Source organism: Mucilaginibacter sp. 14171R-50, assembly GCF_010093045.1.
GTDB lineage: Bacteria > Bacteroidota > Bacteroidia > Sphingobacteriales > Sphingobacteriaceae > Mucilaginibacter.
Window position 1 is genome coordinate 3470252 of sequence record NZ_CP048115.1, and the last position, 25605, is coordinate 3495856.

Here is a 25605-nt window from a genome sequence, read left to right on the forward strand (position 1 = left end):
TTATATTGAGCGTAAACGAAGCGCCTGCGGTACTGTTATCATTTAGTACCTGCAGGCGCTTCGTTGCGTTTATACAACTGTTACTTATGATAAGCCTTTAACAGGTCTTCTACCAAAATGCCATTGATGGTTGTGCCGGCAAGGTTGCAATTGCTTATGGCAACGCCGCTTAAATCACAATTTGTTACAGTGCTGCCCGCCAGGTAGCAGTCTTCAAATTTGAGCGGACGTTGCCTGGCATTAGCGTCATAATTCGGGTGCCCTTCGGGGGGTAAACCTATGCTGTGGATATATGCCCCGCCTAATTGCGCGTAACAGATTTCCAGGTCGCTAAGGTTGGCATCAGATATTTTCATGTTGGTAGCCGAAACGTCGTTCATCTGCAAGCCATTAAGGCATGCCGTTTTAATTGTGGAGTTCTCCAGCATGGCCTCGCGCACGTTAAGCTGTTTTGCAGTGTTGATGATTTCTATCAATTCCATATTTATATTATTGGATATTACAAATCTGCATAAACTTATCAACCTGCGTAAGGTGCTTTTGCGTCAAAGAAGGGGCATAAAGCGACAAACACGGCGTCATTCTCCCCAGGCGGTGATAACCAGGTTTCGGTTGCCTCCATAGTTTCGATGCTCGCACAGGTAGATACCCTGCCAGGTACCCAGCGCCAACCTTCCATTACGAACAGGGATCTGTACCGAGCAACCCAGCATAGCAGCTTTTAAATGCGCGGGCATATCATCCGGGCCTTCATCATCGTGCCGATAGTCTGGATCGTTCTCGGGCACGGCCTTGTTAAAATACATTTCGAAATCTTGCCGTACAGTAGGGTCGGCATTTTCGTTGATACATAAAGCTGCCGAAGTATGTTGTATAAATACATGGCATATACCGATTTTGATCTCGCTTAGCTGTGGGATGGCGTTTACTACGTCGGCTGTAATAATATGAAAACCGCGCCGGCGCTGTTTCAGTTGCGTTATTTGCTGAAAAATTTTCATGGGTTGATGTCTTTAGATGATAGTAATACAAGTATCTGACACACAAGTTCGGTAAACAGATTTAAAATAGTGGTTTTGGCATACTACATATGTAGTATTTTATTACCTACTCCGTTGATTATCATAAATATTATTTATATATACATCATATTTATACAAACCAGAATATGAAGCGTATCCCCCTGGTCGTGATGTTCGTCGTTTTTCTTAGCCTTGGTGCATCGTCACAAACAACAAGGCAGCTTATCGATTCGGCCCGCGTAAACAAAACAACCAATTTCGCTAAGGTTGTCAAATTTGCAACACGCGCTTATGGGCAGGCCAGGGCCGAAAATCAAACGAAGTTACAAGGCGAAGCTGCCTTTATGATAGGCATGGGCAACTACCTTTCGGGCAACCCCGATAAAACGTTACGCTGGTATATCGAAGCCGAAAAACTTTATCAGGCTGCAGATTTTACCGACGGGCTGGCCGAGCTATACTCGGACATGGCGATACTATACCTGCGTTTGAAAAAGATGAAGGAAGCAGATGAGATCAGCCAAAAAGCAATTAGCTACGCCTTGCGAACCAAAAATAAACAGCGGCTGTCCGCCGCTATAAATAACAGGGGGTTGATGTTTTTAGATGGCGGCAAAATGGACAGCGCCATAACTTACTTCAGCAAAAGTTATGCTATCTATAAAGTTATCAAAGACAAAGTTGGTATGGCGTATGCGTTAGACTACATGGCTTCGGCATTATCCGAAAAAGGGCAATACGGCCCGGCCCTGTCTGCCATGAACGAGAGCAAGCAACTGCGCGCCGGTGTAGGCGATAAAACGGGAGAGGCCATAGCCGTAAATAATATAGGTGAGCTTTATCTAAAAATAAATAAGCCGGCCGAGGCTGCTCCTTATTTTATAGAAGCGGGAAAAAAGGCGCATGCGCTTAAATATGCCGCCCTTGAAACATATACGTACAGCCAGCTGGCTATAAGTTATAAAATGCAGGGAAAGTATAAAGAGGCTTTTGAAGCGCAGACAACCTACCTTGAGCTTACCCAGCAAGAACTGGACGCGAAGCGTAATAAAGACATTGAGGAGTTACAAACCAAATATGCTACCGACAAGAAAGAACAGGAAAACAAGCTGCTTTTAGCTAAAGCAAGAGAACAAAAGGCTGAGTTAAGCCGTAACCGGGTTGGTATTTACGCTTTGTTGGCCACTATTATATTTTTAGCCATTATATTTTACCTGGTTTACAACCGTTACCGCATTAAACAACAGGCACGCTTTCGCGAGGCGATGCTTGAGGAAGAACATTTGCGCACGCAGGCTATTATGGATGCCGAAGAGAACGAACGCCAGCGCCTTGCCCGTGAATTGCACGATGGTATTGGTCAAATGCTTTGCAGCGCCCGTATGCAGCTGGAATATTCACAATTAGATGATGGCCCGGCGGATGAAGATAACGCCGCCCTGCAGATGCTGGATGACTCTATAAAAGAGGTGCGCGACCTGTCGCACAGTATGATGCCGCCTTATATCCTCAACAAAAATCTGAGGGAGGCCATTGAGGAATTTATACACAGGCTTAATAATAAAGACCTGGTTAACATTTATACCGAATGGGTGAACACGGATAACATGCCGATAGATAAAACCACTACGCTTATGCTATACCGAAGCGTGCAGGAGATCATATCTAACGTGTTTAAGCATGCCCGGGCAAAAAATATTCATATCGAGCTGGTAAACCACGATACCGAACTTACCCTGATGATCGTAGACGATGGCGTAGGCTTTGACAAGGACAGCCTTTTGAAGACCAACAAAGGGCTGGGATTAAAGAATATCGAATCGCGCGTGGCGTACATCGGCGGTAGCCTGGCTATTGATGCTACGCCGGGCAGGGGGGTTACCTATGTTATCGAATTACCATTGTTAAGCGTAGCGTCGTGAGCAAATAATGGCCTGTTCAATATATTGCAAACAAAATCGCCGATGCGATTGCTTTAAGTAAAAACAGCTATGGATATTCAAATAAAGCCTGCAGAACTATACCGCGATAATGTTATCGCCTTACTAACCACCGAGAACCTGCCAACGAGCGATCTTGGTATTATGCTCAATAACTTTTTTGTGGCAGTAAATAATGGAGAAGTAATAGGTGTTGCCGGCTTGGAAACTTATGGTGCTTATGGGTTATTACGTTCGGTCACTACCGCAAGGGCGTGGCGCGGACAGGGCATCGCGTCGCAATTGCTTAGTAAAATAGAAGCGCTTGCCGCTGATACGGGCCTTAAAGCGATATACCTTTTCACCGAAAGTTCCCGGGATTATTTTGAAACAAAGGGTTACGAACATATTGCCCGTATGGATATCCCCGAAGAAGTAAAAGGCTCATCAGAGTTCGCGCATGTTTGCCCCGAATCGGCAACGGCTATGCAAAAATCGTTGTAGCGCTCTTGAAATATCTTTGAAACAAGCCGTTCCATTTTTTTGTAACTTATGTGACTGTCAGCAGTCTATACGTTATGAAAAAGAAAGAAACCTTTAGCATTCATGGCAAAAACCTGGTTAATAAGATCAAGGAACTTATTGAAGAAGGTAACATCACCAGTATTACCATAAGCGATAAAAATGGAAAGGAGCTTATGACGTTCCCTTTATCGGTAGGGGTTGTTGCGGCAGTTATTGCTCCTGTACTTGCGGCAGTTGGCGCGCTTGCTTTGTTTGTTGGCGAATGCAGCCTGACCGTAGAACGCGAGGAGAATGAGGGGGATGAAGAGATAGGGTAAGTCCTTTATCACGCAGTTTTAAGCGTGACTGTAAATGCCGAACCTTCGCCCTGTTTGCTGGTAACCTGTATGCTACCGTGGTTTACCTCGGCAAACTCTTTGCATAATAAAAGCCCAAGGCCGGTGCCGCTTTCGTTACCGGTGCCGCGCGTGCTTACATTATTAAGATTAAATATCCCATCTATTTTATCAGCAGGTATGCCGATACCTTTATCTGTAACGGTAATTGCTGTACGGCCGTTTTCTGACGCGGCCGTTATGGTAACGTCGCTCCCAACCTCGCTGAATTTTATAGCGTTTGAAAGCAGGTTACGGATAATAAATTCCAGGTGATCTGCATCGGCAAGTACTTTAACATCATCTGCAACATCGCTTTGAATATGAATTCCTTTACCTGCGGCAACGCCCGAGAGGAACAACACCGAACGTTTGATCAATGGGGCAATAAAAAAATGAGTTTGATTAAGCTGGATGCCTTTGATTTGCATTTGCCCCCACCTAAGCAGGCTGTCAAGCGTATCTAAAGATGCCCGGGTATTTATTTCCAGCCGGTGCAGCATGTCCCTGCGTTGTTCGGGCTCAAGGTCATCGTCTATTATCTCGAGCAGGTTGATAACTGATATAAAGGGCGAACGAAGGTCGTGCCCCAATACCGAGAACAGTTTGTCTTTCACCGTGTTCGACTCCTGTAGTTCGGCGTTGGTTTTATTTAGCAGCAGGTTCAGCCGCCTGGTTTTAAAATAGTAAAATATCACCACCAAAAGAATAACCAATACACCCGCAATAACAGCATATGCTATATTTTGCTCCAACTTATTTTTGTTGTTTGCAAAGCGCAGTTCCTGCACACGCGCCTTAGATTGGTTTAACTCGTAGGCGTTTTGCAGGCTTACAATTTGTTTCGACATTTTCTTATAAAAGAAAGTGTCGGCCAGTTGCTGCTGTTTTGTGCGGGCCTCGTAAGCTTGTTTATAGTTTTGCTGAGATTTGTAAATATCGGCGATGGCATTTAAATCGGCTATTTGCTCATTATAGGTACCTTTACTCTTAGATAGCTTATAGGCCTGCTGCCAGTAATATAACGCATTTTTAGGATCCGCCTTTCCATAAGTGGTTGCCAAACCTGTTAACGTTTGAATCTGACGGATGTAGTTATTGATCTTCCTGGCTTTTTCCAGTGCTGATTTCTGCAGTTTTATTGACGTTTGCCTATCGCCGGCCTTTGCGTAAACAGATGCAAGTGTATTGGTCAGCGTAATATTCAGCCCCTGGTACTGCGGAACGTTGCTTTGTTTTATCCCTTTTAACAAATAAGCCTTTGCTTCATCAAGCCTGCCGGTTTCGCGAAAAGCCGAGGCGATATCATTAAACAAGTTTAACGATAGGTTAGAAAAAGGCAATTTGTTGTTTAAACCCTCGGCAACTTTATAGTATCTGATAGCTTCAGCATATTTTTTTTGTGCGGCAAATGCTTCGCCGAGGGTAATATAGCTTTCCATTTGCCCCGCCAGGTTCCCGTTATGCTGGCTAAGGTCAAGGGCTTGTAAAAAGTAACCGATGGCCTTATCATACTGCCCGTTGCGTATCTCAACCACGCCAAGTCGTATGTTTTCTGTGGCCATTCCCCTGGTGTTGCCAATTTGCTTGTATAATTTAAGCGCGTCCAGATATTTGGTACGCGAACTGTCAAATTGCCCAACATTGTCGGCTATCATGCCTAATTGGTTAAGCATTAAAGCTTGCCCGCGCAAATTTTTTAAGCGTTTGGCAACTTCAAGGCCCAGATTAGCAAAGTAAGTTGCCGAGTCGGGTTTATCATAACGGTAACGCAACACCAGCTTATTATAATAATCAATAGTATCGTCTTGCTTGGCAGGCACGGGTTGCGAGCGTGAAATGCAGGACACTGTTAAAAACAGTATTGATAAAATAATACTGGTAAAACGGCTTGCAGAGATTTGCAAATGCACCTTCAATGTTATAGCTGTTGGGGAATAGAAACTCAAACGGTCTCAAATATAATATTTTGGATTTTTTTTACCCGATATCACGCTCAAAAGTGACAAATGTTTGATTAAAAGCTGCTGCGAAATCAGACGTCCGCATGATACGATTTTGTAAAAAAAATCTTAATTTCACGCAAACAACTTAGCGGAAGTTTTGTCATAACAATATAATCTTAAAGCAATATGGTAATTTTAAAAGTTGGTACTGAAAATGAACCTGAAAAGCAGGTTGAAATAGTTACAGAACGAGGTGTTTGGGGAAGCGGAGCCTATAAAATTTTTGCCGCGAAATTTTTGAACAGGCTGTCTCATAAAGAAATACCCAACGAACCTACTGATAAAAATGACCCGAACTTTTTGGGTGAAATAAGCATAGATAAGGAACGGGAAAAATGGGAATACAAAGGCACCAAGCTTAAAATACCCGAACTGAAAAAAATTGTAGATTTTATATTTGATTACAAAGCACCCGACACCGTTTACTAAGCATCTAAAAAGAAAACCTATAGATTGATGCGGTTATTTGTGTTTAAACGTGTACACAGATAACCGCAATTTTTATTGGTCGATGTCGTTCTGGTCGATATAAGCGCTATCCAGGTAAAATAGCTGCGCGCTGTTATCCGCAGTTGAAGATATTGAAATGATTAATTTATAACGCGGGTTATAATCCTGTATACCCCGGGCTTCCTGCCACGCGTTTATACCGCCCGAAACTTCGGTAGCAAACAGTTTTTGTTTGGCAGTATCGTTGGCGAGGAACATCGTAGGTGGTACCATAAGTACAGGCATGGTAACCGGCGGCATCAAGCCCTTCTCGTCAATAAAGTATTGGTAATTTACCTGCATTTTCATCTCGAAGGATGCATCATCAGCTGCATCTGTTAATGCTTTCATAAATAGTTCAAGGTATTTTTCTAAACTGAGTTTAGTGGTGCCTTTATTCAGACTGGCAATATTTAATTCTACACCCGCCCAGGATAGCCCGGGAGATAGTCTTTGGCTGGGGATAGTACCTTTAGCATCATAGATAAATTTATTGTCGGTTTTAAAAAAACCACCGCTTGGTTTGGGCAACAAATTTTTATTACGGCAAATGCCGACCGTGCTGCAAAGGTTTTGTGTCTGTATGGCATTAAATGATCCAAACCTCATCAACCTGCTTTTACGATCGCCCACAGTATCTGCAAACTGTAAAGCCCCGGTACCCGACGAGTAGGTATAGCTCTTAGAAATAATCTCCTCTGTATCTAAAGTTTTGGCGAGGGTTGGGTGGTATCCCTCTATGATCACCTGCGGCAGTTCGACCTGCTTGGGGGCTTTTTTGTCCGCGTATACCGTTACCATTAGCCTGCTATCATCCCCGTTATCTGCTGTGGTCTCTTGTATGCAAAACACATTGGAGTTATTAAGAGAGGTAGTTGCCGCTATAGCTGGCTTGGCTCGCCGCCCCTGTAAAGCATTTTTTACATTTGTGATCAAGCGGGCGAAGGAAATTAGAGCCTGAAGCGCGATTTTGTAGTTTATACTATCCGTTTTCGTAGCGGGCTTTATTTTTCGCAACGCGTTCTTCAGGTCTGTTTTTATTGATGGATATACGCTTGCAAATTGTGCCAGGCTTTCAAACAGGTCGCTTGAACCTGAAACGGCAGCGTTAGCCGGTAACGTTTTTTCATTAACAAACAGTTGAGCGGTGATCACATCCTGCGCAACCGTTTGTGATGCGTATTCACAGTTATAATTCCACAATAGGGCGGACGGAATAGTTACCGCATCATCTTCACAGGTTTTTTCGGTTACCTGCGATACCAGCGTGGGCGGTGTTGGGTATTCGCGAATAACAATGGGTATATCTGCATTAAATGCGGCCGAGGGCTCGGAAAGTAATATGGTAAGTATGATATTCGACCCTTTGTCTGTTGTGTAATCGACCTGTGTTGGCCTGAATTTAGCGCTAAAGGACAAATGTGTTTGCTGCGCCGGATTTTTCAGGTTTATCGCAAAGGATAAAAATGACTGTGCTTTACCGTCAGCCTCCGTACTTAGTTTTATTGAAGCGCTATGGGTTTGCAGGCCTGATCTTTTATACGGAATTGACACGGGCTTTACATCGCCTAAAAGTTTAACTATGCCTGTATCGCCGTTTACGGCGGCAGCCACACTATATTGTACTACAGCGGTTGTTGAATAAAAATTATATAACCGATCGTTTAATTGTTGGGCAAGGCATGCGGCGGCATCATCAAGGTTTGCGGTCTGTCCGGCAATTACGGGCGAAAGCTGGTTGACCAACCCACTAATAATACCTTTTTTAGCCTGTGCTATATCGTTCAGCAGGTCTCCATGCTCCGGATGCTGCAGTTTATATAATGCGTTACAAGCGAAAACTTGTTTGATATGAGCCGCGGTAAACAGGAAATCGATGCCCCGCAGAACTTCCCGCATCCAGGTATCAATATCCACACCATCAAACCGCAGGTATTCGGGTGGATTTTCCCAATTAATGCCGGTACCGGTCTTATAAGGGCGTATGGGTGTGCTGCTGTTGGCAACAAGGGTTGTTGATAGCGGCGCCGGTGCTATGGCCATCGCCGTACCTGCTATAATGTTATAAAATATTCCCGTGCCTGTATTACTGTTTGCAATGCGTATTACCCATAGCTGATTTAAGTTGTTACTACCGGAATGACTGATGCCTGTTGCAAGTTTTAAACGGCAGTCATCGTTTTTAAAAACCAATTCGAATTGTTTGGCAAAGCTAACCAGGCCTGCTCCAATGTATGGCGATATGGGGGTAACAGAGGGTGGGCCAGGCGAGCCGGTTTCTGTATCCACACTTGTGATAGTAAGGGTGGTTTCTACTTCAAATACATTTTTAAAGTTGATGCCTTCGGTAAGTGCGAAGAAGACTGACCGGCTAACCGGTGCTTTTAAAGTTAAGTTGCTATTGCTGGAGTTGATACATTGTTGCAGCCATGAAATTACGATATTGATAAATGCCAGCGTATTGGCGGTTTGCTGCCTTGAAAACGGATAGGTAATGGCAGGGGTGAGGCTGGTAAATAGTGAAATATTAGTGACCGGTAATTTTTCGGTCGGTTTTTCCCTATCCGGTGTGTACTTCCATCTTAGCTGACGCCGGATATTTTGAAACATGATCAGGTCGTCCATCGCGTTTTGTATCCATTGCGGTGTTTCCGTATCACTGCCGGATAAAGCGGTGGCTGATTGGTAACGACTGATATCGAACGAGAAAACAATTTGTAACTGCGGAACAATATCCGCACGACGAAACTTATATTTCACAAACGTAGAAGGCCATTTATTAAAGCCAATGATATCGGGGATACTCCCGGGCACTTTGTGCTTTAATGAAAATGTGTCGCCGCCAACGTTTGTAGATAAGCTCATTATAAAAAGTGTAAGGTTTAAGGCATTAAGGTAGGCAAAATCTGCCGAATAACAATAGATATGTATTTACATGAAAACACGCCTAAAACCTTACACCTTAACACTTAATGATGACGGATTGCTTTAGCCGTTATAAGCATCTTCTATACCTTTAATATCCAACTTCACCATTTGCATCATGGCCTGCATAACACGGCCGGCCTTTTCCTTGTCGTTGTCGCCCAGGTACTTTATCAACACAGACGGTGTTACCTGCCAGGCAAGCCCGAACTTGTCTTTTAACCAGCCACATGCTACTTCCTGGCCCCCTGCGGTTAGTTTTTCCCAATAATAATCAACTTCCTCCTGCGTTTGGCAATCAACAACAAATGATACAGCCTCGTTAAACTTATATTGCGGGCCTCCGTTCATGCCGGTAAATTCCTGGCTATTTAAAGTGAATGACGCTGTCATAACGGCTCCTTCCGGCCCGGGGCCTGCCTTTGAATACCTGAGGACGTTATTTACGCTAAAGTTTTTGAACACGGTTTGATAAAATTCCATAGCCTCTTCCAGGTTGTTATCAAACCATAAAAATGGGGTTATCTTATTCATGACGTTTTATTTTGTTGTTTATTTACACAAAGTTACCTTGCCATATTACATACCGAAAGGGGCAAATACGACCAACTTGGGGGTGTATGCCGACTAAAGCCACGTGAAGGGATCGCCGGATGGTACATGCTGTACCTTCAAATCTGTAAGTTTTGGCTGCAACCAATCAACAAAATAATCCATGCCGGGGTCTTCACTCATATTATGACCCAGTATGATCAAAGAGGTATTTGAGCCTAACAGGCGGGCATCGCGTATATATTCGGCGGTTTCCCACTCAGATAATTCGCCAACAATAAGCACGTCTGGTTTTTGATTTATCGCGAAACTTACCTGCATTTGCCCGCCCGGCGCGCCCGGTAAATAGGTTACCCGGCTGCAGTATTGGTTAAGATCACCTATAATGCGCAGGTGGCTGATACCTAATGATGTTTTAAGATGTTTAACCAAAGCCGCTAAACTGGTTTGGGGGATGGTGATAGTTGGTGTGTTGGTTGTAAAGTAGGGGAGCCAGTTTAATTTCTTCATAGCCCCGTATAACATTGCATCCGGTTTTAAACTGTGAATATAATCATGGCAGCGCCAAACCGTAATGTGCTGTGCCTTTAACAAAGCTTGTTTTTGCCTCACCACATCGTTATTGTTAACCCAATTGATATCATCACGGTGATTATAAAAGGTTGGTTCGTGCGCTATAATGAAGTTGGCGCCAAGATTTGCGGCCTCTTTTATCACCCCCACTGTAGCAAACATGGTGGTTACAATACCCGTGACGATCATGCCCGGCTCACCCGATTTAAGCGTATCAACCGTACCCTTGATGGGTAACAGGTTCCCCTCGTTCATGATCAGGTCAATAATATTTTGTACCGTATACTGCTTTCGCGACGGCAATATCTTTGTAAAAGCCGGTGTTACTGAAGATAATGCCAGGCCGCCGACTGAGATAGCAGATGTTGCAATGAATTTCCGGCGATTGAGGGTGGTTTTGGCTGATCTTTTCATTTTCAAACGAGTTTATTGCAATTTATCAAATCGATGGAAATATGCAATACTGTAAAAGCCGGGGATGCCATTTTGCCCGGCTTTTACACGCCCGCTGATCAGTGTCGCGCCGTTAATGCCAAAGGGTGCCTACCAGGCCTAATACAATACCCATCCATAAGCCTATGATAAATACGATAAGGCTTATTGCATTAGCCAAAACCCTTTTCCAGGTGCCGGCAGTAAGCAGGTTTACGTAATAATGAAACGCACCGCCTACCGCGCCGGCAAAAGGAACAATAAGGAGCGGCCTTACCATCCATAACTTGCCCCATTCGGCGCGCGGGTGGTTAACGGGAAGTATAAACGTAAGGATTACGATCAATCCAATCCCCGCGCCAATTAACATGCGTTTGGTTAATGTTGCCGCGTCAACTCGCTGTATTAAAATGTTTTTTTGTGTCATAATGATTAAATGAATTAAGTTAAATATTTGTTACGAATAATTAAAAGTACTTTGCATTGCAAAGTTATTATATTTTACTTTGAAGTACAAAGTAAAAATTGAATATTTTTAGCTTGAATGCACGGCTAGGGCAGCGAGCGAAGCTCGGGGTTTGATCGACGCTTAACAAGATAAGTCATGTAGTCGCGAAACGCCCTTTTATTGTCATTAATGCACCTCACGTGCGTGGCCTGGGGGTACTACCTTTGGCTTAAACAAAAACTAAACAGAACCATATGAGAAAGATCAGGATATTTGAGCACATCTCGCTGGACGGCGTGATAGAGCACGACGGCGATTATACCTATGGCGCATGGACCACACCATACCGCAGCCCGGCTGGTGCCGCAATGTTATTTGAGGCTTATGGCCCAAACTTCGACTTACTGCTTGGCCGCCGTACGTATGATATATTCAGCAGCTATTGGCCTACAGCCGGCGACTTCCCAATGGCAAATGCTATAAACGCCGCTAAAAAATATATTGCAACCCACCGGCCCGAAAGCCTGGAATGGGGGCCGGTACAAGGTTTGGGTGGCGATATCGCAGACACCATACGCGATCTTAAAGCTGCTGATGGCCCCGACCTGATCGTAGTTGGGAGCTCGACGCTGACTTCAATACTGCTTGATCAAGGACTGGCCGATGAAGTGGTGCTTATCACTTACCCGGTTTTATTGGGCAAAGGCAAACGGTTGTTTACAGAAGATTTCGACGCCCGTAAGTTGGAATTTGTGAGTTCGGTAAGTACCGCGACAGGTTTACTGTTAAATACTTATAAACACCTGGGAGCTTTGAAGGGATAATTTCAGCTGTATTGTCATTATAAATAAGTCCTCTTTAAATATATTTAAAGAGGATCTTATTTAAAACGGTATTCATTCCAACCACTGTTGGGAAGCTACATTGTGAATAATACTATAGGGTCTTGGCTTTAACATCCTTTATTAGGAAAAATATAAATCGCCGTACCCGAAACAGATAAATTGAAGCCTTTATTTTCTACTGCAGGAAGTTCTAACCTGCTCCAGGTTTTGCCCAGGTCAGATGACCGGAAGATGCCATCTGTGCGGCCACATATCAAATACTTGCCCATTTGTTTAATTGATAAAATTTCCGGCGTTGAATCGACCAAGCCCATTTTTTTCATCAATAAATTATTCCACGAGGGTAGAAGGTCCTTGCCTGTGGCGTTCCAGGTTTTGCCATCATCCAGCGAAATATGTAATGTGTTTATCTTGGTTACGGGGTTGTAAACTATAGCAGCAAATCCGCCATTTATAGGTTCAACAGCTATACCAAGCCCCCCTTCGCTGATTACACGATCCCAGCTTTCGCCATCATCGGTCGATCTTAGTATTCCATTTTTGCTGGTGGTTAACAGTACACCGTTCAACTCTACAAACTTCATCCTGCCATCCCCAACATGCAATTGTTTCCAGCTCGTTCCACCATTAGCAGACCTGAAAAGGCTATTGCTGGAGCCAACGAGAATTGTACCGCGCGAAGTTTCAAAAACGGTGCGTACTTCTCTCTCTTTGAAATTCTTGTACATCCAATCCATCGTTTTGTCTATGCGTACGGCTTGCTCCTGAAAATTTGTGTACGCGGGTACCCAATTATCCGCGCCGTTTATTTTTTGCATAAACTGGCCCCTGATATCATATGCAAGTATCCCATTATTGCCGGCAGTAATGTTACGTTGCTTGCCAGGGAATATCTCTTTTGTCCAAAAAAAAGTTTTGGAATTTGGGTCATCGTAAAAAAGGCCATTTGCAGCACGTATATATAACCCGCGGTTGTTTGCAACAAGCCCCCCGTTCCAAACACCCGATCTCTGCAAACTTTCAGGCAGTCCTTCGCTAATGTTTAGCCATGTCTGTCCGCCATCCGTAGATCTGTAAACAATGTTTAAAACCCCTGATTTAGTCCCTTCCGTTATTTTAGCGCCCGTTTTGTTTTCTTTTAATACAAAAGAATTCAGGAGAAATAATACCAGTGGGATAGCCGGAACAAGTACAGATAGTCGTTTCATTTTTTGATTTTTCATGTCCTTTAAATTTGATAAGTCAAATCTACTTTGATACTTTTCTTCTTTTGGAATTTGGATTGTAAATAAAAATGTAAACTTTGTAAATAAAAACTTGACACTATGGTTGATAGCCGAAATATGCTTTCGGGGAAAAATAAGTACCTTTTTGGGTTGATGCTGATCGCGTTTATCTCTATGATCGGAGTGGCTTTTAGCATGGATGAAAGTGACGACTTTAATATCGCCCGGAGGGAAATTTTGCTGCGAAGGATAGGGCACGAACTGCTGCTCCAGTCGGGCGACAGCACCTCAAGGGTACTGCCGGTAAAAAAGGTCGCAGCCAATGAATACCAGATCAGTTTCGAGAACCGGTTCACTTTTCAACCAACCCTCGTGGTGAATACTATTAGCCATGTGCTGGCTAATGATCCGCTCACAAGTGACTATGTTGTCAATATTTTAAACAGGGGCACTAACAGTGTAGCCTATGGATTTGCTGTGTCTAAAAATAAAAAAGATGATATCGTACCGTGCAAAGGAAGAAGACAGCCCCGGGAATATTACGTCATCAACGTTAAATTTAAACCGGCAGGAATAATTAAAGCAAAGACCGGCTATTTTTTGGGCAGCCTGCCATTGTTGGCGTTCATCGGCTTTATACTCTCGAGGTCGGTTAAGGCACGAAAAGCATTAACCGGTGACCAGCATACCGGAGTGTTTACATTAGGTGCGGTAACGTTTGATGCTACTAATCGTAAGCTTATCATAAATGGAAAATCGACAGACCTGACCGGGACTGAAATGCGTTTGCTGCGTATCTTCGCACTATCGCCAAACCAAACCATAGACAGGGCCCGGCTTCAAAAAGAGATATGGGAGGACGAAGGTGTTATTGTAGGCCGCAGCCTTGACATGTTTATCTCAAAACTTAGGAAAAAGCTTGAACCCGATCCTAATATCAATATTGTCGTTGTTCGTGGGAAAGGGTATAAGCTTGAGGTTAATGGTTAAAAAGAAGAGTATAGCACTGCTTAACGAGAGTGTTTAGTAAAATAGCCGTGTTTATTTATGAAGTCTCGTAAATTTCCTTATATTTATCATAAACCTAAACTTATATTATGAACGAAGCTAATCAAAGCTCTAATAGTGAACTTGAAGAAATAAAGTTCAATTTTTTTACGATGCTCTTTTCCCCAATAAAAGAACATGCTAATCTTAACAGCAATGATATAATTTTACGAATTGTCGATGCTATTAATCAACAAAGGTCAAATAATAATATTATCATTTTTGATAGGTTTAAGAATAGAAAAAATACACCTTCGCGGCAATTGTATATAAGTTATACAGGATATGAGCCTTTGGAAAGGCGATTAAAGTTTGCTATGGCTTTGATTAGAAGTGGAAAGCTACCATTATTAAAACCCACAGGCTCTATCGATTTAGTACCATTTGATAAGAACATGGGAGAGTTTACAGAAGTAACTCATTTTTTCATTGATATGAAAAGACCGACTGCTGTTGTTTGTGTAGAATTTAACGATAACGGCCCAAGGATGACTGACATTGAATATTATTTTCGTGCGATGTCGACAGAATATTTACACATGAGTCGTTCTTTAACTGTAGGAATGATGATGGAAAAAAATATTGATGAAACTTTAAACGGGCTTTTAGGGGTCTTCGATTTTGATATGAAAATTGAGAGTAAAAAATTTTCAGAAATGGATCATGACACGAAAGGGTTTCTAAGCGAATGGGGTACTTTATTGACCAAATTACAACCTGAGTTTATTCGTGTTGAAGCATTTTTTCAGAGAAAGGGTAAAAAAAATAACACAGCTTCAACACATCCAGGGTTATTAACAGGTCTTAAGCATATATTAAACAAACTTGGCAAACCTAACAACGCCGACGCATTTGACAAATTCGTTTTAAATTATGAAGACAAGGATGGGAATGCCAAGCGATTTGATTTATTTGATACCAAATCTGAAATATCGGTAATGATTAATTTAACAAGTACAATCAAAACCACGGATATTTACAAACTCATTAAAGATGGATTCGACACGTTTTTAAAAAATCGATACAATGGTTGATTGGTATTTTAAAAGAGCACTTTTAGTTGATTATTTCATTAGCGCTGTTGTATCAGGAATCGCCTATTGCTTTTATTATCGATATAATTTCGCAATTCCAGAAAATGAAGTTTTGCTTTCATTAACAGGTGACTTATCAACAATATCCTTGACTTTCGCTGGATTTATATTAACACTTCTCACCATTTTGATTACTTTCAAGACAACCGCTCATATTCCCACTGACGAGAATCAGCACTTAATTCCTCTGTTTGATATATTTTTCTATACGCCGTTATATTTTACAACAATCACTCTTTTAAAAAACGCTATAAAGTCCTTAATTGTAATTGCGATGATAGGGTATGTATTAAAGTTAGTACTTCATTCAACAACTATTCGCTATTTGATTTTCTTTGACATAGTATCTATCTGTGTCATTACGCTTACCCTTTGGAGAAATTTGACAATACTTACTCTAATTATGGCTTTGCAAAGGAATCGTAATTCCAATGACTGACAAAAGTTTGCACAACTGTATATTGACTGACCTGTAAAAACAAAAAAGCCCGATACGGGCGTGTATCGGGCTTTTGTACTCAGAGCGGGAATCGAACCCGCACTCCTTTAACGGGAACAGGATTTTAAGTCCTGCGTGTCTACCAGTTCCACCATCTGAGCAGGCGATTAACCTTTTAACAATAAATCCCTTCGGTTAGGAAGGGATTTGAGCGAAAGACGAGATTCGAACTCGCGACCCCGACCTTGGCAAGGTCGTGCTCTACCAACTGAGCTACTTTCGCGTTGGTGTTTCCTGCTTGGCTTTCGGCGTGTGCCTTATTGCGTTTGCGGGAGTGCAAATATAGACAGAAATGAATGTTCTGCAAGGAAAAAATGAACTTTTTTTAAAGTTTTTTATAACTCGCTGTTTTTCAAAACCTCCGTGGCCAGGTCGGTTTCAAAACCACGGCTTAAGGCATACTGTTGCAGTTTATACCGGCGTTTATAGGGATCCCTTTCGGGCAGGGTGGCTGCTTTTTTCTGCATCAAGCGGGTAAGGGTATCCATATAGTCGCTTGCATCAATGGTTAAAAGCGCCTTTTTTATTAATACAGGCGATACGTTTTTAAACTTCAGTCCCTGCTTTATCTTTATTTTACCCCAGCCTTTTTGGTTAAACTTGCCTTTGGTGTAGGCCTTGGCAAAGCGCTCTTCGTTTAAATAATTCTCTTCAATTAGTCGGGTAATTATGTTTTCTACCGCGTCGGGCCACAAGCCCCAGTCATAAAGTTTGTTGCGCACTTCCTGCTGCGAGCGTTCCTGGTAGGCGCAGTAATGTTCCGCTTTAGCCATGGCAACGTTTACATCGGTGATCTTTACTTTTTTCGGCGTATCCATTAAAATCAAAATACGTTAAAATTCCATTAAAATCCTCACAAGATCGAAACTGTGTTCAAGCTGAAAGTAATTATAGCTATTACATAAAAAAAGGTGTTTACACCCTGTTTATTTAAAATATTTAAAAGTAATTTCATGATATCTAAACACAATTACATGAAAAAACTTTTATTTATTACGATGGTGCTTTTTTGCATAAAAGCCAGTGCCCAAACGGGCGGAACAACTACCACCCCGGTAAAAACTGAGGCCGAAATAAAAGCCGAGGCCCAGAAAACAGCTGCACTTTTAGCGCAAGAAAAAGAAAGTGAGAAAGCTAAATTGAACGCTAAAGACAAGGCCAAATTTGAAAAGTACGAATCGAAGAAAGCGCTTAAGCATGCCTTGAAAATAGCAGAACACGAAGACGAGGTCAGGTTAGGGAAAGCGGTAGCGGGCAATCGTGTAAATTACTCGGCACACGTGTTAAGTACCAATTTTATTATCCCTATGGTTCGCGTCAATTTTTTAGTTAACGATCCTGCCGCGTTAGAAAATAAAAAAGCGAGTGTATCCTTGTTTAATTCAGTAGGTGCAGGTGTGGGCTATTCGTGGGGCAAACTGGAAAGAATTACCAGCGCCGACGGCACTGTGATATCGCAGGAACTGACTAACCGGTTGGGCTTCCAGGTAGGAGTTTTGTTTGCCGCAGGCGGTGGTGGCAGCGGCACTAATACCCAAACAACCACAGAAACCGATCCGTCAACATCCGCAACATCCACTACCACGGTAACCAATAATCAGGGGGCAACCAATATTTTTGCTTTAACAGCGACTTTTAGTGTGTTGAATTTTCAGTTTGGGGGCGGTTATGAATTGGGTACGCTAACACCTGGGCACAGACGTGGATTTGTAACGATAGCGTATTCCATCCCGCTTTCGACATTGATAAAAGGCGGCTTTTGGATATTGAAGAAAAAACCTGTCCCGTCAGACAACTCAGACGATTCATTAAGACAATGATAAGTAAGGCAACAGGCTGATCACAACCTGCCCACTTTTTGTTGCCACTTGCTTATTAAATCCATCAAAAGTGTACGATATTAGTGCCATGCAAAATACTTACACTATAAACGATGTAAAAGAGGTAATAAACGCGGGCGGCACAGTGGTAGAGGATGCCGCCATCAGCGTACTGCTAACGGATAGCCGCCGGATAAATAACCCCACAGGAGCGCTGTTTTTCGCGTTGGGCGGCCGGCGCGACGGGCACGAGTTTATTGCCGATGCCTATACATCAGGTGTGCGCAATTTTGTGGTTAACCATCAGCCTGATACTATAATGCCCGATGCTAACTTTTTAGTTGTGGCAAATGTATTGGCGGCTTTACAAACACTTGCAGCACATCGCCGCAAACAATATGATATTGAGGTTATCGGCATTACCGGCAGTAATGGTAAAACTATTGTAAAAGAATGGCTTTACCAGCTGATGTGTCCCGAAAAGACCATAGTGCGTAACCCTAAAAGCTATAATTCGCAGATAGGGGTGCCGTTATCAGTTTGGCAAATGAACCAAACGCACAATTTAGGGATATTTGAGGCAGGTATATCAGCGCCGGGCGAAATGGATAAACTGGAAGCTATTATACAGCCAACAATAGGTGTGCTTACCCACATTGGTACCGCTCATGATGAAGGTTTCGAATCGCCTGAGCAAAAGCTATCCGAAAAATTGAAGCTGTTTAAGAATTGCAAAAAGCTGATATATAACTATGAAGCCTTGCTTGATTATAAGGATGAACTGAAACTGCGCGATTGTTTTTCCTGGAGCCGCAAATTTAACCTGGTTGACCTGTATGTATTTAGCGAAACCACCATATCCGGTAAATATTACATGCGCGCCATTTACCAGGAGAAAGAGATCGAGTGCCTTTTACCTTTTCGCGACGAGGCCTCGATAGAGAACGCCATAGTTTGCTGGGCAACCATGCTGGCCATGGGCTACAGCCCGGCAGACGCGGACGACCGTATAGAGCGCCTTGCCGCCGTGAGTATGCGCCTGGAGCTGAAACATGGTATAAACGATTGTTCCATTATAGATGATTCTTATAATTCGGATATCCAGTCGCTTGAAATAGCGCTTAATTTTTTAACCCAGCAAAACCAGCATCAAAAGAAAACCCTCATCCTGTCGGATATTTACCAGTCGGGGCTGCAGCAGGAAGCATTGTACAGGCAGGTTGCCGAAATGGTAAGCGCAAAGCAAGTTGACCGGCTTATTGGGGTAGGAACGTTTTTGCAGCAGTATAAGGATTATTTTAACCTGCCGCAAATGCATTTTTATGCAGACACGGCATCGTTGCTGAAGGAGATGAACCGGCTGCACCTGCACGACGAAACCATCCTGATAAAGGGCTCAAGGAGTTTCGAATTTGAGCGGATAAGTCGCGCCCTGGGCCAAAAAGCACACGAAACGGTGTTGGAGATAAACCTGAACACCTTACTGAGCAATTTAAATTTTTATAAGGCCAGGCTAACGCCGGGAGTTAAAATAATGGCGATGGTAAAAGCCTTTTCCTACGGCAGCGGCACCTTCGAGGTAGCAAATATGCTGCAGTATAACAAAGTGGATTATCTTGCGGTTGCCTATACCGACGAAGGCATAGCCCTGCGCGACACAGGCATTACCCTGCCTATAATGGTACTTAACCCCGAGCCGCTGGCTTATGACAAGCTGGTTGCCAATAAATTAGAACCGGCTATTTACAGCTTTTCTTTACTTGACGAATTTGTAAAGTTTGCCCAGGATGAGGAGATATATAATTACCCCGTACACATCAAAATTGACAGCGGTATGCACCGTGTTGGTTTTGAAGGCTTTGAAATTGAAGCCCTTTGCGACCTGCTGGAGATTAACCCGTATATACAAGTACAGTCGGTTTACTCGCACTTGGTGGCCAGTGATGCCGAGCAGCATGACCTTTTTACCTTGCAGCAGATCAGTATATTTGAAAAGGCCTTTACACAGATTGAGGAGGCTTTGGGTTATAAAGTGATCAAACATATCAGCAACACATCGGGCATTATACGCTGGCCGAATGCGCATTACGATATGGTAAGGCTGGGTATTGGCCTGTATGGGGTAGATGCCGCCGTACCGCGCGAAGAAAGTGGCTTGCAGCCGGTGGCGACACTGAAAACTACGGTATCGCAGGTTAAAAAAATGGCCGCGACCGAAACCATTGGCTATAACCGTAACGGCAGCCTTAAGGCCGATGGTAAAATAGCAACCGTGCGTATTGGCTATGCCGATGGTTACCTGCGCGCTTTCGGCAACGGAGTGGGCCGTATGCTGGTGAACGGAACGCTTGTGCCAACGGTTGGCAATATTACTATGGATATGTGTATGCTTGATGTAAGCAACGTAGAGGTAAAAGAGGGGGACGAGGTAATTGTGTTTAACGAGCAGCAACGTATAGAAGAACTTGCGCTGCAGATAGGCACCATCCCTTACGAAATACTAACAAATATTTCACAGCGGGTAAAAAGAGTGTACTTTTACGAGTAGATGTGCAATGCGCAGATTTTAGATGGATAGGGAAATCCAGATTTAGTCGTTCAAAAATCACTAAATTACTAATTACCTGATGAAGAGAATATTCCGTGCCCTTTTAAATTATTTTATCAAAGGCCTGCTGATTGTTGTGCCGCTTGGCGCAGCTTTTTTCCTGATATTCTGGGTCATAGCAAGCATCGATACATCGCTAAACCTTAGCAGCGAGCTATTGGTTGATAATAAAGGTAAACCTTTATATATACCGGGTTTAGGTATTTTAACCGTAATTGTAATTATTTTAATAGCCGGCGTGTTGGTTACCAACGTGATAACCGATCCCATTAAAAAATGGTTTATGCGCTGGCTCAACCGCTTGCCGTTATTTAAATTCTTGTATTCATCGATAAAAGACTTCACCGGGGCGTTTGTAGGCGAGGAGAAAAAGTTCAACGAGCCCGTTTTAGTAGAAGTTAACGAATTTGGACTAAAAAAAATAGGTTTCCTTGTTCAAAAGGACATGAGGGCGCTTCATCTGCCTGGCGAGGTAGCGGTATATTTTCCAATGTCGTATTCATTTGCAGGGCAGGTGGTTATTGTATCGGCAGATAAAGTAAAACCGATAGATAAAAATGCCGCCGAGGTGATGAAGTTTGTCATATCCGGCGGGGTTAGTGGCCTGGTGTAGAAGCATTTTGCGGCAGCAGCTTCGGATCTTTCTTTTTAAAGCTGCGTATGGTCAATATCACGCTGATGAACATCAATACCGCGCCCATTAAAAACGGCGCCCCGGGGAAATAAACCGATGCGCCTTTGATGGTAAAGTGATGGAACAGGGTGGTCATCATCAGCGGCCCTATAATGGTTGTTAAGCTTACCAGGCTGGCAAGCGCCCCCTGTAATTCGCCTTGCTCATTGGCTGGTACGTTCTCAGATATAAAGCCCTGCAAAGCCGTGCCACCTATACCACCCAGGCAGTAAGGTATCATGTAAACATACATTAGCCAGCCAACGTTGTTAAATGCTATTAATACCAGGCCTATACCATAAAAGGCTATCCCGGCCATAATATTTTTTCGCAGGCCAAATTTGGGTATCGTCCACCTCACAAAGCCCCCCTGTATACCCGCGATCAGCAGGCCGATAAAAACACCCAGGGCGCTGATGCTGTGCAGTGTCCATTGAAACTTTTCTATCAGGTAAAAGGGCAATACGCTCTCGATAGCCTTTTGGCCAATGTAAACTATGGTATAGGCGGTTATTAATGTGCTAATGGCCATTGAATACTTACGGAGTCTTAACAAGGACCCAACTGGGTTGGCGCGTTTCCACTCGAACCTGCGGCGATGCCTCAATATTAACGACTCGGGCAATACAAAGTAACCATACAACGCATTTAATAAAGCCAGCCCGGCGGCTACTATAAATGGCAATTTTATCCAGTAGGCACCCAAAAATCCGCCTAAACCAATACCCAGGATAAAGCCTAAGCCGGTTGCAGCGCCTATTAAACCAAAATTGGCAGCCCGTTTATCGCCGCTGCTTACATCGGCTATGTAGGCAGTAGCTGTGGTGGTGCTGGCACCTGCTATGCCGGCAATAAAACGCCCGGCAAAAAGCCACAGTATGGTAGGGGCAAAGGCCATAAAAAGGTAATCTATACCAAAACCAAGCAGCGAGAACAGCAGCACCGGCCTGCGGCCTATCAGGTCGCTCAGGTTGCCCAGCACCGGCGCAAATAAAAACTGCATAGATGCATAGGTAAATGTAAGCCATCCACTGTACTGGCTGGCCATACTAATATTTACGTGGCCAAGTTCTTCTAATAGCTTGGGCAGGATAGGGATGATGATACCCAGCCCCAATACGTCTATAAATATCGTAACGAAGATAAATCCTAAAGCAGCCTTGCCGTGTTGAACAGGTTCACTCATAAAATATCTTGTTAATGTAAGCTGCGGTTAAAAGACGGTTCATCTGCAGATCGTTTTTCTTTTTTGAAACTACGTACGGCAAGTATCGCGCCAATGAGCATCAAAGCCGATGCCACAAAGTATGGCGCGCCCGGTAAATGAACTGGTGCGTTATCAGCAGTAAAGTAAGCAAATATCCAGGTCATGAACCAGGGACCGAAAATAGAACTCAGGCTCATCAGGCTTGTTAGGCCGCCCTGCAGTTCGCCCTGCTCGTTCTTCGGTACCTCGTTGGTCATCACCCCTTGCAGGGCGGGGCCGCAAATACCACCTAAGGCGTAAGGTATCATAAAGGCAAACATCATCCAGCTTTTGTTGGCCAGGCCAAAAAGCAGCATACCTGCAGCATATAAAATAAGCCCTATCCAAATGCTGCGGTTTTGCCCAAGTTTGGGTATCGCTATACGTATTAAGCCACCCTGTACCAGCGCTATCATTGCTCCTATAAAAGTTAACGAATAGCCAACCGTAGCCACGCTCCATTTAAACTTCTCTATTGTATAAAATGTCCATACGCTTTGTACCGCATGGCCGGCAAAATAAACAATGAACAGGCAGGCAGCTAATCCAATTACAGCCGGGTATTTTTTCAATTGCAATAACGAACCCATTGGGTTAGCACGCTTCCAGTCAAATTCGCGACGGTGTTCTTTGTCTAATGATTCGGGGAGTATAAAAAAACCATAGGCCGCATTTAAGAGTGCCAGGGCCGCCGCTGCATAAAAGGGGTATCTGGTATCTAAATCACCTAATACGCCCCCTATAAATGGGCCGATAATAAAACCAAGCCCAAAAGCCACACCGATCATTCCAAAGTTTTGGGCGCGTTTCTCGGGTTCGCTAACATCGGCAATATATGCAGAAGCTGTTGTAAAGCTTGCCCCTGTTATGCCTGCTATAATACGGCCCACAAATAACCAGCCTATGGTAGGGGCAAACGCCAGGAAAAGATAATCGATACCGAAACCTAACAGCGAGAATAAAAGTACCGGCCTGCGCCCGTATTTATCGCTGAGGTTGCCCACCATTGGCGAAAACAGGAATTGCATAACCGCGTAAGCCACCAGTAACAGCCCTGAATATTTTGAAGCCTGGCTGATATTGCCATGGATAAGCGTTTCTATGAGTTTTGGAAACACAGGAATGATAATGGCCAAGCCAATAACATCAATAAGCAGGGTGATAAATATAAAACTTAGTGCGGCCTTTTTTTTAGGTTGGGTAAGCAAGTCCATTGCCGTAAATAAACAACTAATAATTTAAAACTCGGTATTAATTATCAGATAATATTTGGAACTTACATCAATAAATTCTTAAATTGACTAAAAAATTAGTTCACCATGAAAACACTTAAACTTTTTTTAACATTACCCTGTGCGTTGCTTATGCATGGTGCGTTTGCGCAAACCGCAGGCCACCTCAAATTATCTGATGAAACACCATCAGTAGGGCAGAAGGTAAGTTTTACTTATAACCCCGCTGGCACACCGCTTGACGGGAAGCAAGATGTAAATGCTGTTATTTACTTTTTAGACAATAAAAAGAATAACGCCGCAGAAGTTAACCTGACTAAAGCAGGCCAGGAACTAAAAGGCGAGTTTACCGTACCGGCAGATACAAAAACATTGTTTTTTAAGCTCAGCAGCGGTGACGCTATTGATGATAATGTTGAAAAGGGATACGTGTATATGGTTTACGACAGTGATAATAAACCGGTTGCTGGTGCTTACGCCATGAAAGCCTATACTTTAGGCAGCGGGATGGGTAATTACTTTACCAAGCTAAAAACCGACGCCCCAATGGCCATTGACCTGTATAAGAAAGAGTTTGAATTATACCCCCAAAGCGAACAGGACTACGGTCTGAACTATATGGCAATGATTGCCGGCATGAAAGACCCGGCAAGCCAGGAGCTGGTTAAGAATAAATTGGCGGCATGGTCGAACAGCGGCAAGGAAAAAGATATGATGATGGCTTCGAGCCTTTACAGCATGCTCAGGAAAAAGAGTTCGGCCGACTCATTGACCGCTGTTATTACCGCGAAATTTCCGAACGGAGAAGCTGCCCAAAATGCGGCGCGGATGGCGATTAATGAAGAACGGGATGCGGTAAAAAAGGAAGCGCTTTATAATGCTTACCTGGCCAAGTATCCTGAGAACGATAAAAGCGCTGCAACGCTTGACAATATAAGGTCACAAATCGCATCTGCATATCTAAACGCAAATAATACCGCAAAATATAACGAGTGGGCGGCAAAGGTTAAAAATAAGGCGCCGTTGGCTATGGCACTGAATAATGTTGCCTGGAACATGGCCGAAAAAGGCGAGCACCTGGACGAAGCGGCGGCATTTTCAAAACAATCTTTAGATATTTTAGACGCAGACCTGAAAAATGGCGGCAGCGGTATGTATATGACGGCTAAGCAAATGAGCGATAATAACCGCGCAACCTACCGGAACAATGCCGATACCTACGCGTTCATTTTATACAAACAGGGTAAATTCCCCGAAGCGTTAAAATACCAAAGTGCGGTTTATGAGGGCATGGCATACCAGGATGCTGAAATTAATGAGCATTATGCCATGATACTAAACGCAAACGGGCAATACGCCAAAGCAAAAGAAGTTGCCGAAAAATCTATTGTTGCCGGCAAAAGCTCGGAAGGTTTGAAAAACCAATTGGCTACAGCCTACGCCAAAGTAAAAGGAAGCGATGCCGGCTATGCCGATTATTTGGCCGGTTTGGATAAGCAAAAATCGGCTATTGCAAGAGAAAAACTGGCCAAGCAAATGATCAATACGCCTGCGCCGGCCTTCGCGTTGAAGGATTTTGATGGGAAAGAGGTATCGCTGGCAAGCCTTAAAGGCAAAGTAGTAGTTGTGGATTTTTGGGCAACCTGGTGCGGGCCTTGTAAAGCATCGTTCCCCGGTATGCAAATGGCAGTTAACAAATTTAAAGACAACCCCAACGTAAAGTTCCTGTTTATTGATACCTGGGAAAACGGCGATAATTATCTGCCCGGAGTTAAAAAGTTCATTGCTGATAACAAATATACCTTCCACGTTTTGATAGACGAAAAGAACGAGCAGGGCCGCCAGGCCAAAGTGGTAACTCAGTTTAATGTAAGCGGCATACCTACCAAATTTGTAATTGACAAAGACGGCAATATCCGCTTTAAATACGTGGGTTATTCGGGCTCATCCGAGGCGGTGCTGGACGAAGTTACAGACATGGTTGAGATGACCACCAACCCTGACGCGGTTGCCAGCGCGCCAAAAGTATCTATGGTGAAATAATAGAATT

23 protein-coding genes and 2 tRNA genes are annotated in these 25605 nt (G+C 43.5%); 12 read left to right on the plus strand and 13 right to left on the minus strand.

The annotated features are described in order from the left end of the window. Positions 1-80: 80 nt before the first annotated feature. Together GWR56_RS15750 and GWR56_RS15755 are read right to left on the minus strand one after the other, a co-directional pair. A complete protein-coding gene (locus tag GWR56_RS15750) occupies positions 81-482 on the minus strand; it encodes a pentapeptide repeat-containing protein (protein ID WP_162432178.1) in 402 nt (133 codons plus the stop codon). Positions 483-578: 96 nt separating this feature from the next. Further along, the gene (locus GWR56_RS15755) at positions 579-1001 is read right to left on the minus strand and encodes a secondary thiamine-phosphate synthase enzyme YjbQ (RefSeq protein WP_162432179.1); all 423 of its coding nucleotides are present in this window, start codon (positions 999-1001) and stop codon (positions 579-581) included. Between the two features lie 167 nt (positions 1002-1168). On the opposite strand from GWR56_RS15755, the gene GWR56_RS15760 reads away from it, so the two are divergent. The 3 genes from GWR56_RS15760 (at position 1169) to GWR56_RS15770 (ending at position 3783) form a co-directional block, all read left to right on the plus strand. Continuing rightward, entirely contained in the window at positions 1169-2944 is a 1776-nt protein-coding gene (locus GWR56_RS15760; RefSeq protein ID WP_162432180.1) for a histidine kinase, read from the plus strand. A 69-nt stretch (positions 2945-3013) separates the two neighbouring features. Then, positions 3014-3445, plus strand: coding sequence for an arsenic resistance N-acetyltransferase ArsN2 (gene arsN2, locus GWR56_RS15765; RefSeq protein WP_162432181.1), 432 nt, complete (start codon positions 3014-3016; stop codon positions 3443-3445). A gap of 74 nt (positions 3446-3519) precedes the next feature. Then, positions 3520-3783 carry a DUF4342 domain-containing protein gene (locus GWR56_RS15770; RefSeq protein ID WP_162432182.1) on the plus strand — a complete coding sequence of 88 codons (264 nt, stop codon included), beginning with the start codon at positions 3520-3522 and terminating at the stop codon, positions 3781-3783. 8 nt (positions 3784-3791) lie between these two features. On the opposite strand, the gene GWR56_RS15775 is transcribed toward GWR56_RS15770, so the two are convergent. Further along, entirely contained in the window at positions 3792-5663 is a 1872-nt protein-coding gene (locus tag GWR56_RS15775) for a tetratricopeptide repeat protein (protein WP_162432183.1), read from the minus strand. A gap of 309 nt (positions 5664-5972) precedes the next feature. On the opposite strand from GWR56_RS15775, the gene GWR56_RS15780 reads away from it, so the two are divergent. Next, positions 5973-6275, plus strand: a complete 303-nt coding sequence (locus GWR56_RS15780) for a hypothetical protein (RefSeq protein ID WP_162432184.1) — start codon at positions 5973-5975, stop codon at positions 6273-6275. A gap of 72 nt (positions 6276-6347) precedes the next feature. On the opposite strand, the gene GWR56_RS15785 is transcribed toward GWR56_RS15780, so the two are convergent. From GWR56_RS15785 to GWR56_RS15800, 4 genes are all read right to left on the minus strand, one after another. Then, the gene (locus tag GWR56_RS15785) at positions 6348-9200 is read right to left on the minus strand and encodes a hypothetical protein (protein WP_162432185.1); all 2853 of its coding nucleotides are present in this window, start codon (positions 9198-9200) and stop codon (positions 6348-6350) included. A 123-nt stretch (positions 9201-9323) separates the two neighbouring features. Then, a complete protein-coding gene (locus GWR56_RS15790) occupies positions 9324-9794 on the minus strand; it encodes a VOC family protein (protein ID WP_162432186.1) in 471 nt (156 codons plus the stop codon). Positions 9795-9887: 93 nt separating this feature from the next. Further along, a complete protein-coding gene (locus tag GWR56_RS15795; protein ID WP_202925335.1) occupies positions 9888-10799 on the minus strand; it encodes a Nif3-like dinuclear metal center hexameric protein in 912 nt (303 codons plus the stop codon). 112 nt (positions 10800-10911) lie between these two features. Beyond that, positions 10912-11244: a potassium transporter KefB gene (locus GWR56_RS15800; protein ID WP_162432187.1), complete on the minus strand. Its 333-nt coding sequence runs from the start codon at positions 11242-11244 to the stop codon at positions 10912-10914. 275 nt (positions 11245-11519) lie between these two features. On the opposite strand from GWR56_RS15800, the gene GWR56_RS15805 reads away from it, so the two are divergent. After that, a complete protein-coding gene (locus GWR56_RS15805; RefSeq protein ID WP_162432188.1) occupies positions 11520-12089 on the plus strand; it encodes a dihydrofolate reductase family protein in 570 nt (189 codons plus the stop codon). A 128-nt stretch (positions 12090-12217) separates the two neighbouring features. Here the strand turns inward: GWR56_RS15805 and GWR56_RS15810 are convergent, their stop codons facing one another. Then, a complete protein-coding gene (locus GWR56_RS15810; protein ID WP_162432189.1) occupies positions 12218-13333 on the minus strand; it encodes an exo-alpha-sialidase in 1116 nt (371 codons plus the stop codon). Positions 13334-13435: 102 nt separating this feature from the next. On the opposite strand from GWR56_RS15810, the gene GWR56_RS15815 reads away from it, so the two are divergent. The 3 genes from GWR56_RS15815 (at position 13436) to GWR56_RS15825 (ending at position 15916) form a co-directional block, all read left to right on the plus strand. After that, the gene (locus GWR56_RS15815; RefSeq protein WP_162432190.1) at positions 13436-14326 is read left to right on the plus strand and encodes a response regulator transcription factor; all 891 of its coding nucleotides are present in this window, start codon (positions 13436-13438) and stop codon (positions 14324-14326) included. A 107-nt stretch (positions 14327-14433) separates the two neighbouring features. After that, positions 14434-15417 (plus strand): hypothetical protein, encoded by a 984-nt coding sequence (locus GWR56_RS15820; RefSeq protein WP_162432191.1) that lies wholly within the window; start codon positions 14434-14436, stop codon positions 15415-15417. Further along, entirely contained in the window at positions 15410-15916 is a 507-nt protein-coding gene (locus GWR56_RS15825) for a hypothetical protein (protein ID WP_162432192.1), read from the plus strand. The genes GWR56_RS15820 and GWR56_RS15825 overlap by 8 nt, the downstream gene beginning before the upstream one ends. A 76-nt stretch (positions 15917-15992) precedes the next feature. Here GWR56_RS15825 and GWR56_RS15830 read toward each other — a convergent pair. The 3 genes from GWR56_RS15830 to GWR56_RS15840 form a co-directional block, all read right to left on the minus strand. Next, a tRNA-Leu gene (locus tag GWR56_RS15830) sits at positions 15993-16077 on the minus strand. Between the two features lie 49 nt (positions 16078-16126). Beyond that, positions 16127-16199: transfer RNA gene (locus GWR56_RS15835), tRNA-Gly, on the minus strand. A 112-nt stretch (positions 16200-16311) separates the two neighbouring features. Continuing rightward, a complete protein-coding gene (locus tag GWR56_RS15840; protein WP_162432193.1) occupies positions 16312-16794 on the minus strand; it encodes a regulatory protein RecX in 483 nt (160 codons plus the stop codon). A 156-nt stretch (positions 16795-16950) separates the two neighbouring features. Between GWR56_RS15840 and GWR56_RS15845 the strand changes: the two genes are divergently transcribed. The 3 genes from GWR56_RS15845 (at position 16951) to GWR56_RS15855 (ending at position 21017) form a co-directional block, all read left to right on the plus strand. Then, the gene (locus GWR56_RS15845) at positions 16951-17796 is read left to right on the plus strand and encodes a DUF1682 domain-containing protein (protein WP_162432194.1); all 846 of its coding nucleotides are present in this window, start codon (positions 16951-16953) and stop codon (positions 17794-17796) included. 70 nt (positions 17797-17866) lie between these two features. Then, on the plus strand, positions 17867-20344 hold the full coding sequence (locus tag GWR56_RS15850) for a bifunctional UDP-N-acetylmuramoyl-tripeptide:D-alanyl-D-alanine ligase/alanine racemase (protein ID WP_238395248.1): 2478 nt from the start codon (positions 17867-17869) through the stop codon (positions 20342-20344). A 79-nt stretch (positions 20345-20423) separates the two neighbouring features. Then, a complete protein-coding gene (locus GWR56_RS15855) occupies positions 20424-21017 on the plus strand; it encodes a DUF502 domain-containing protein (protein WP_183548492.1) in 594 nt (197 codons plus the stop codon). Here GWR56_RS15855 and GWR56_RS15860 read toward each other — a convergent pair. After that, positions 21001-22263 carry a TCR/Tet family MFS transporter gene (locus tag GWR56_RS15860; protein WP_162432195.1) on the minus strand — a complete coding sequence of 421 codons (1263 nt, stop codon included), beginning with the start codon at positions 22261-22263 and terminating at the stop codon, positions 21001-21003. The genes GWR56_RS15855 and GWR56_RS15860 overlap by 17 nt on opposite strands. Before the next feature lie 11 nt (positions 22264-22274). After that, positions 22275-23537 (minus strand): TCR/Tet family MFS transporter, encoded by a 1263-nt coding sequence (locus GWR56_RS15865; RefSeq protein ID WP_162432196.1) that lies wholly within the window; start codon positions 23535-23537, stop codon positions 22275-22277. A 105-nt stretch (positions 23538-23642) separates the two neighbouring features. Here GWR56_RS15865 and GWR56_RS15870 point away from each other — a divergent pair, with 105 nt between their 5' ends. After that, complete coding sequence (locus tag GWR56_RS15870; protein WP_162432197.1) at positions 23643-25598, plus strand: TlpA disulfide reductase family protein; 1956 nt, start codon at positions 23643-23645, stop codon at positions 25596-25598. The last annotated feature ends 7 nt before the right edge of the window (positions 25599-25605 follow it).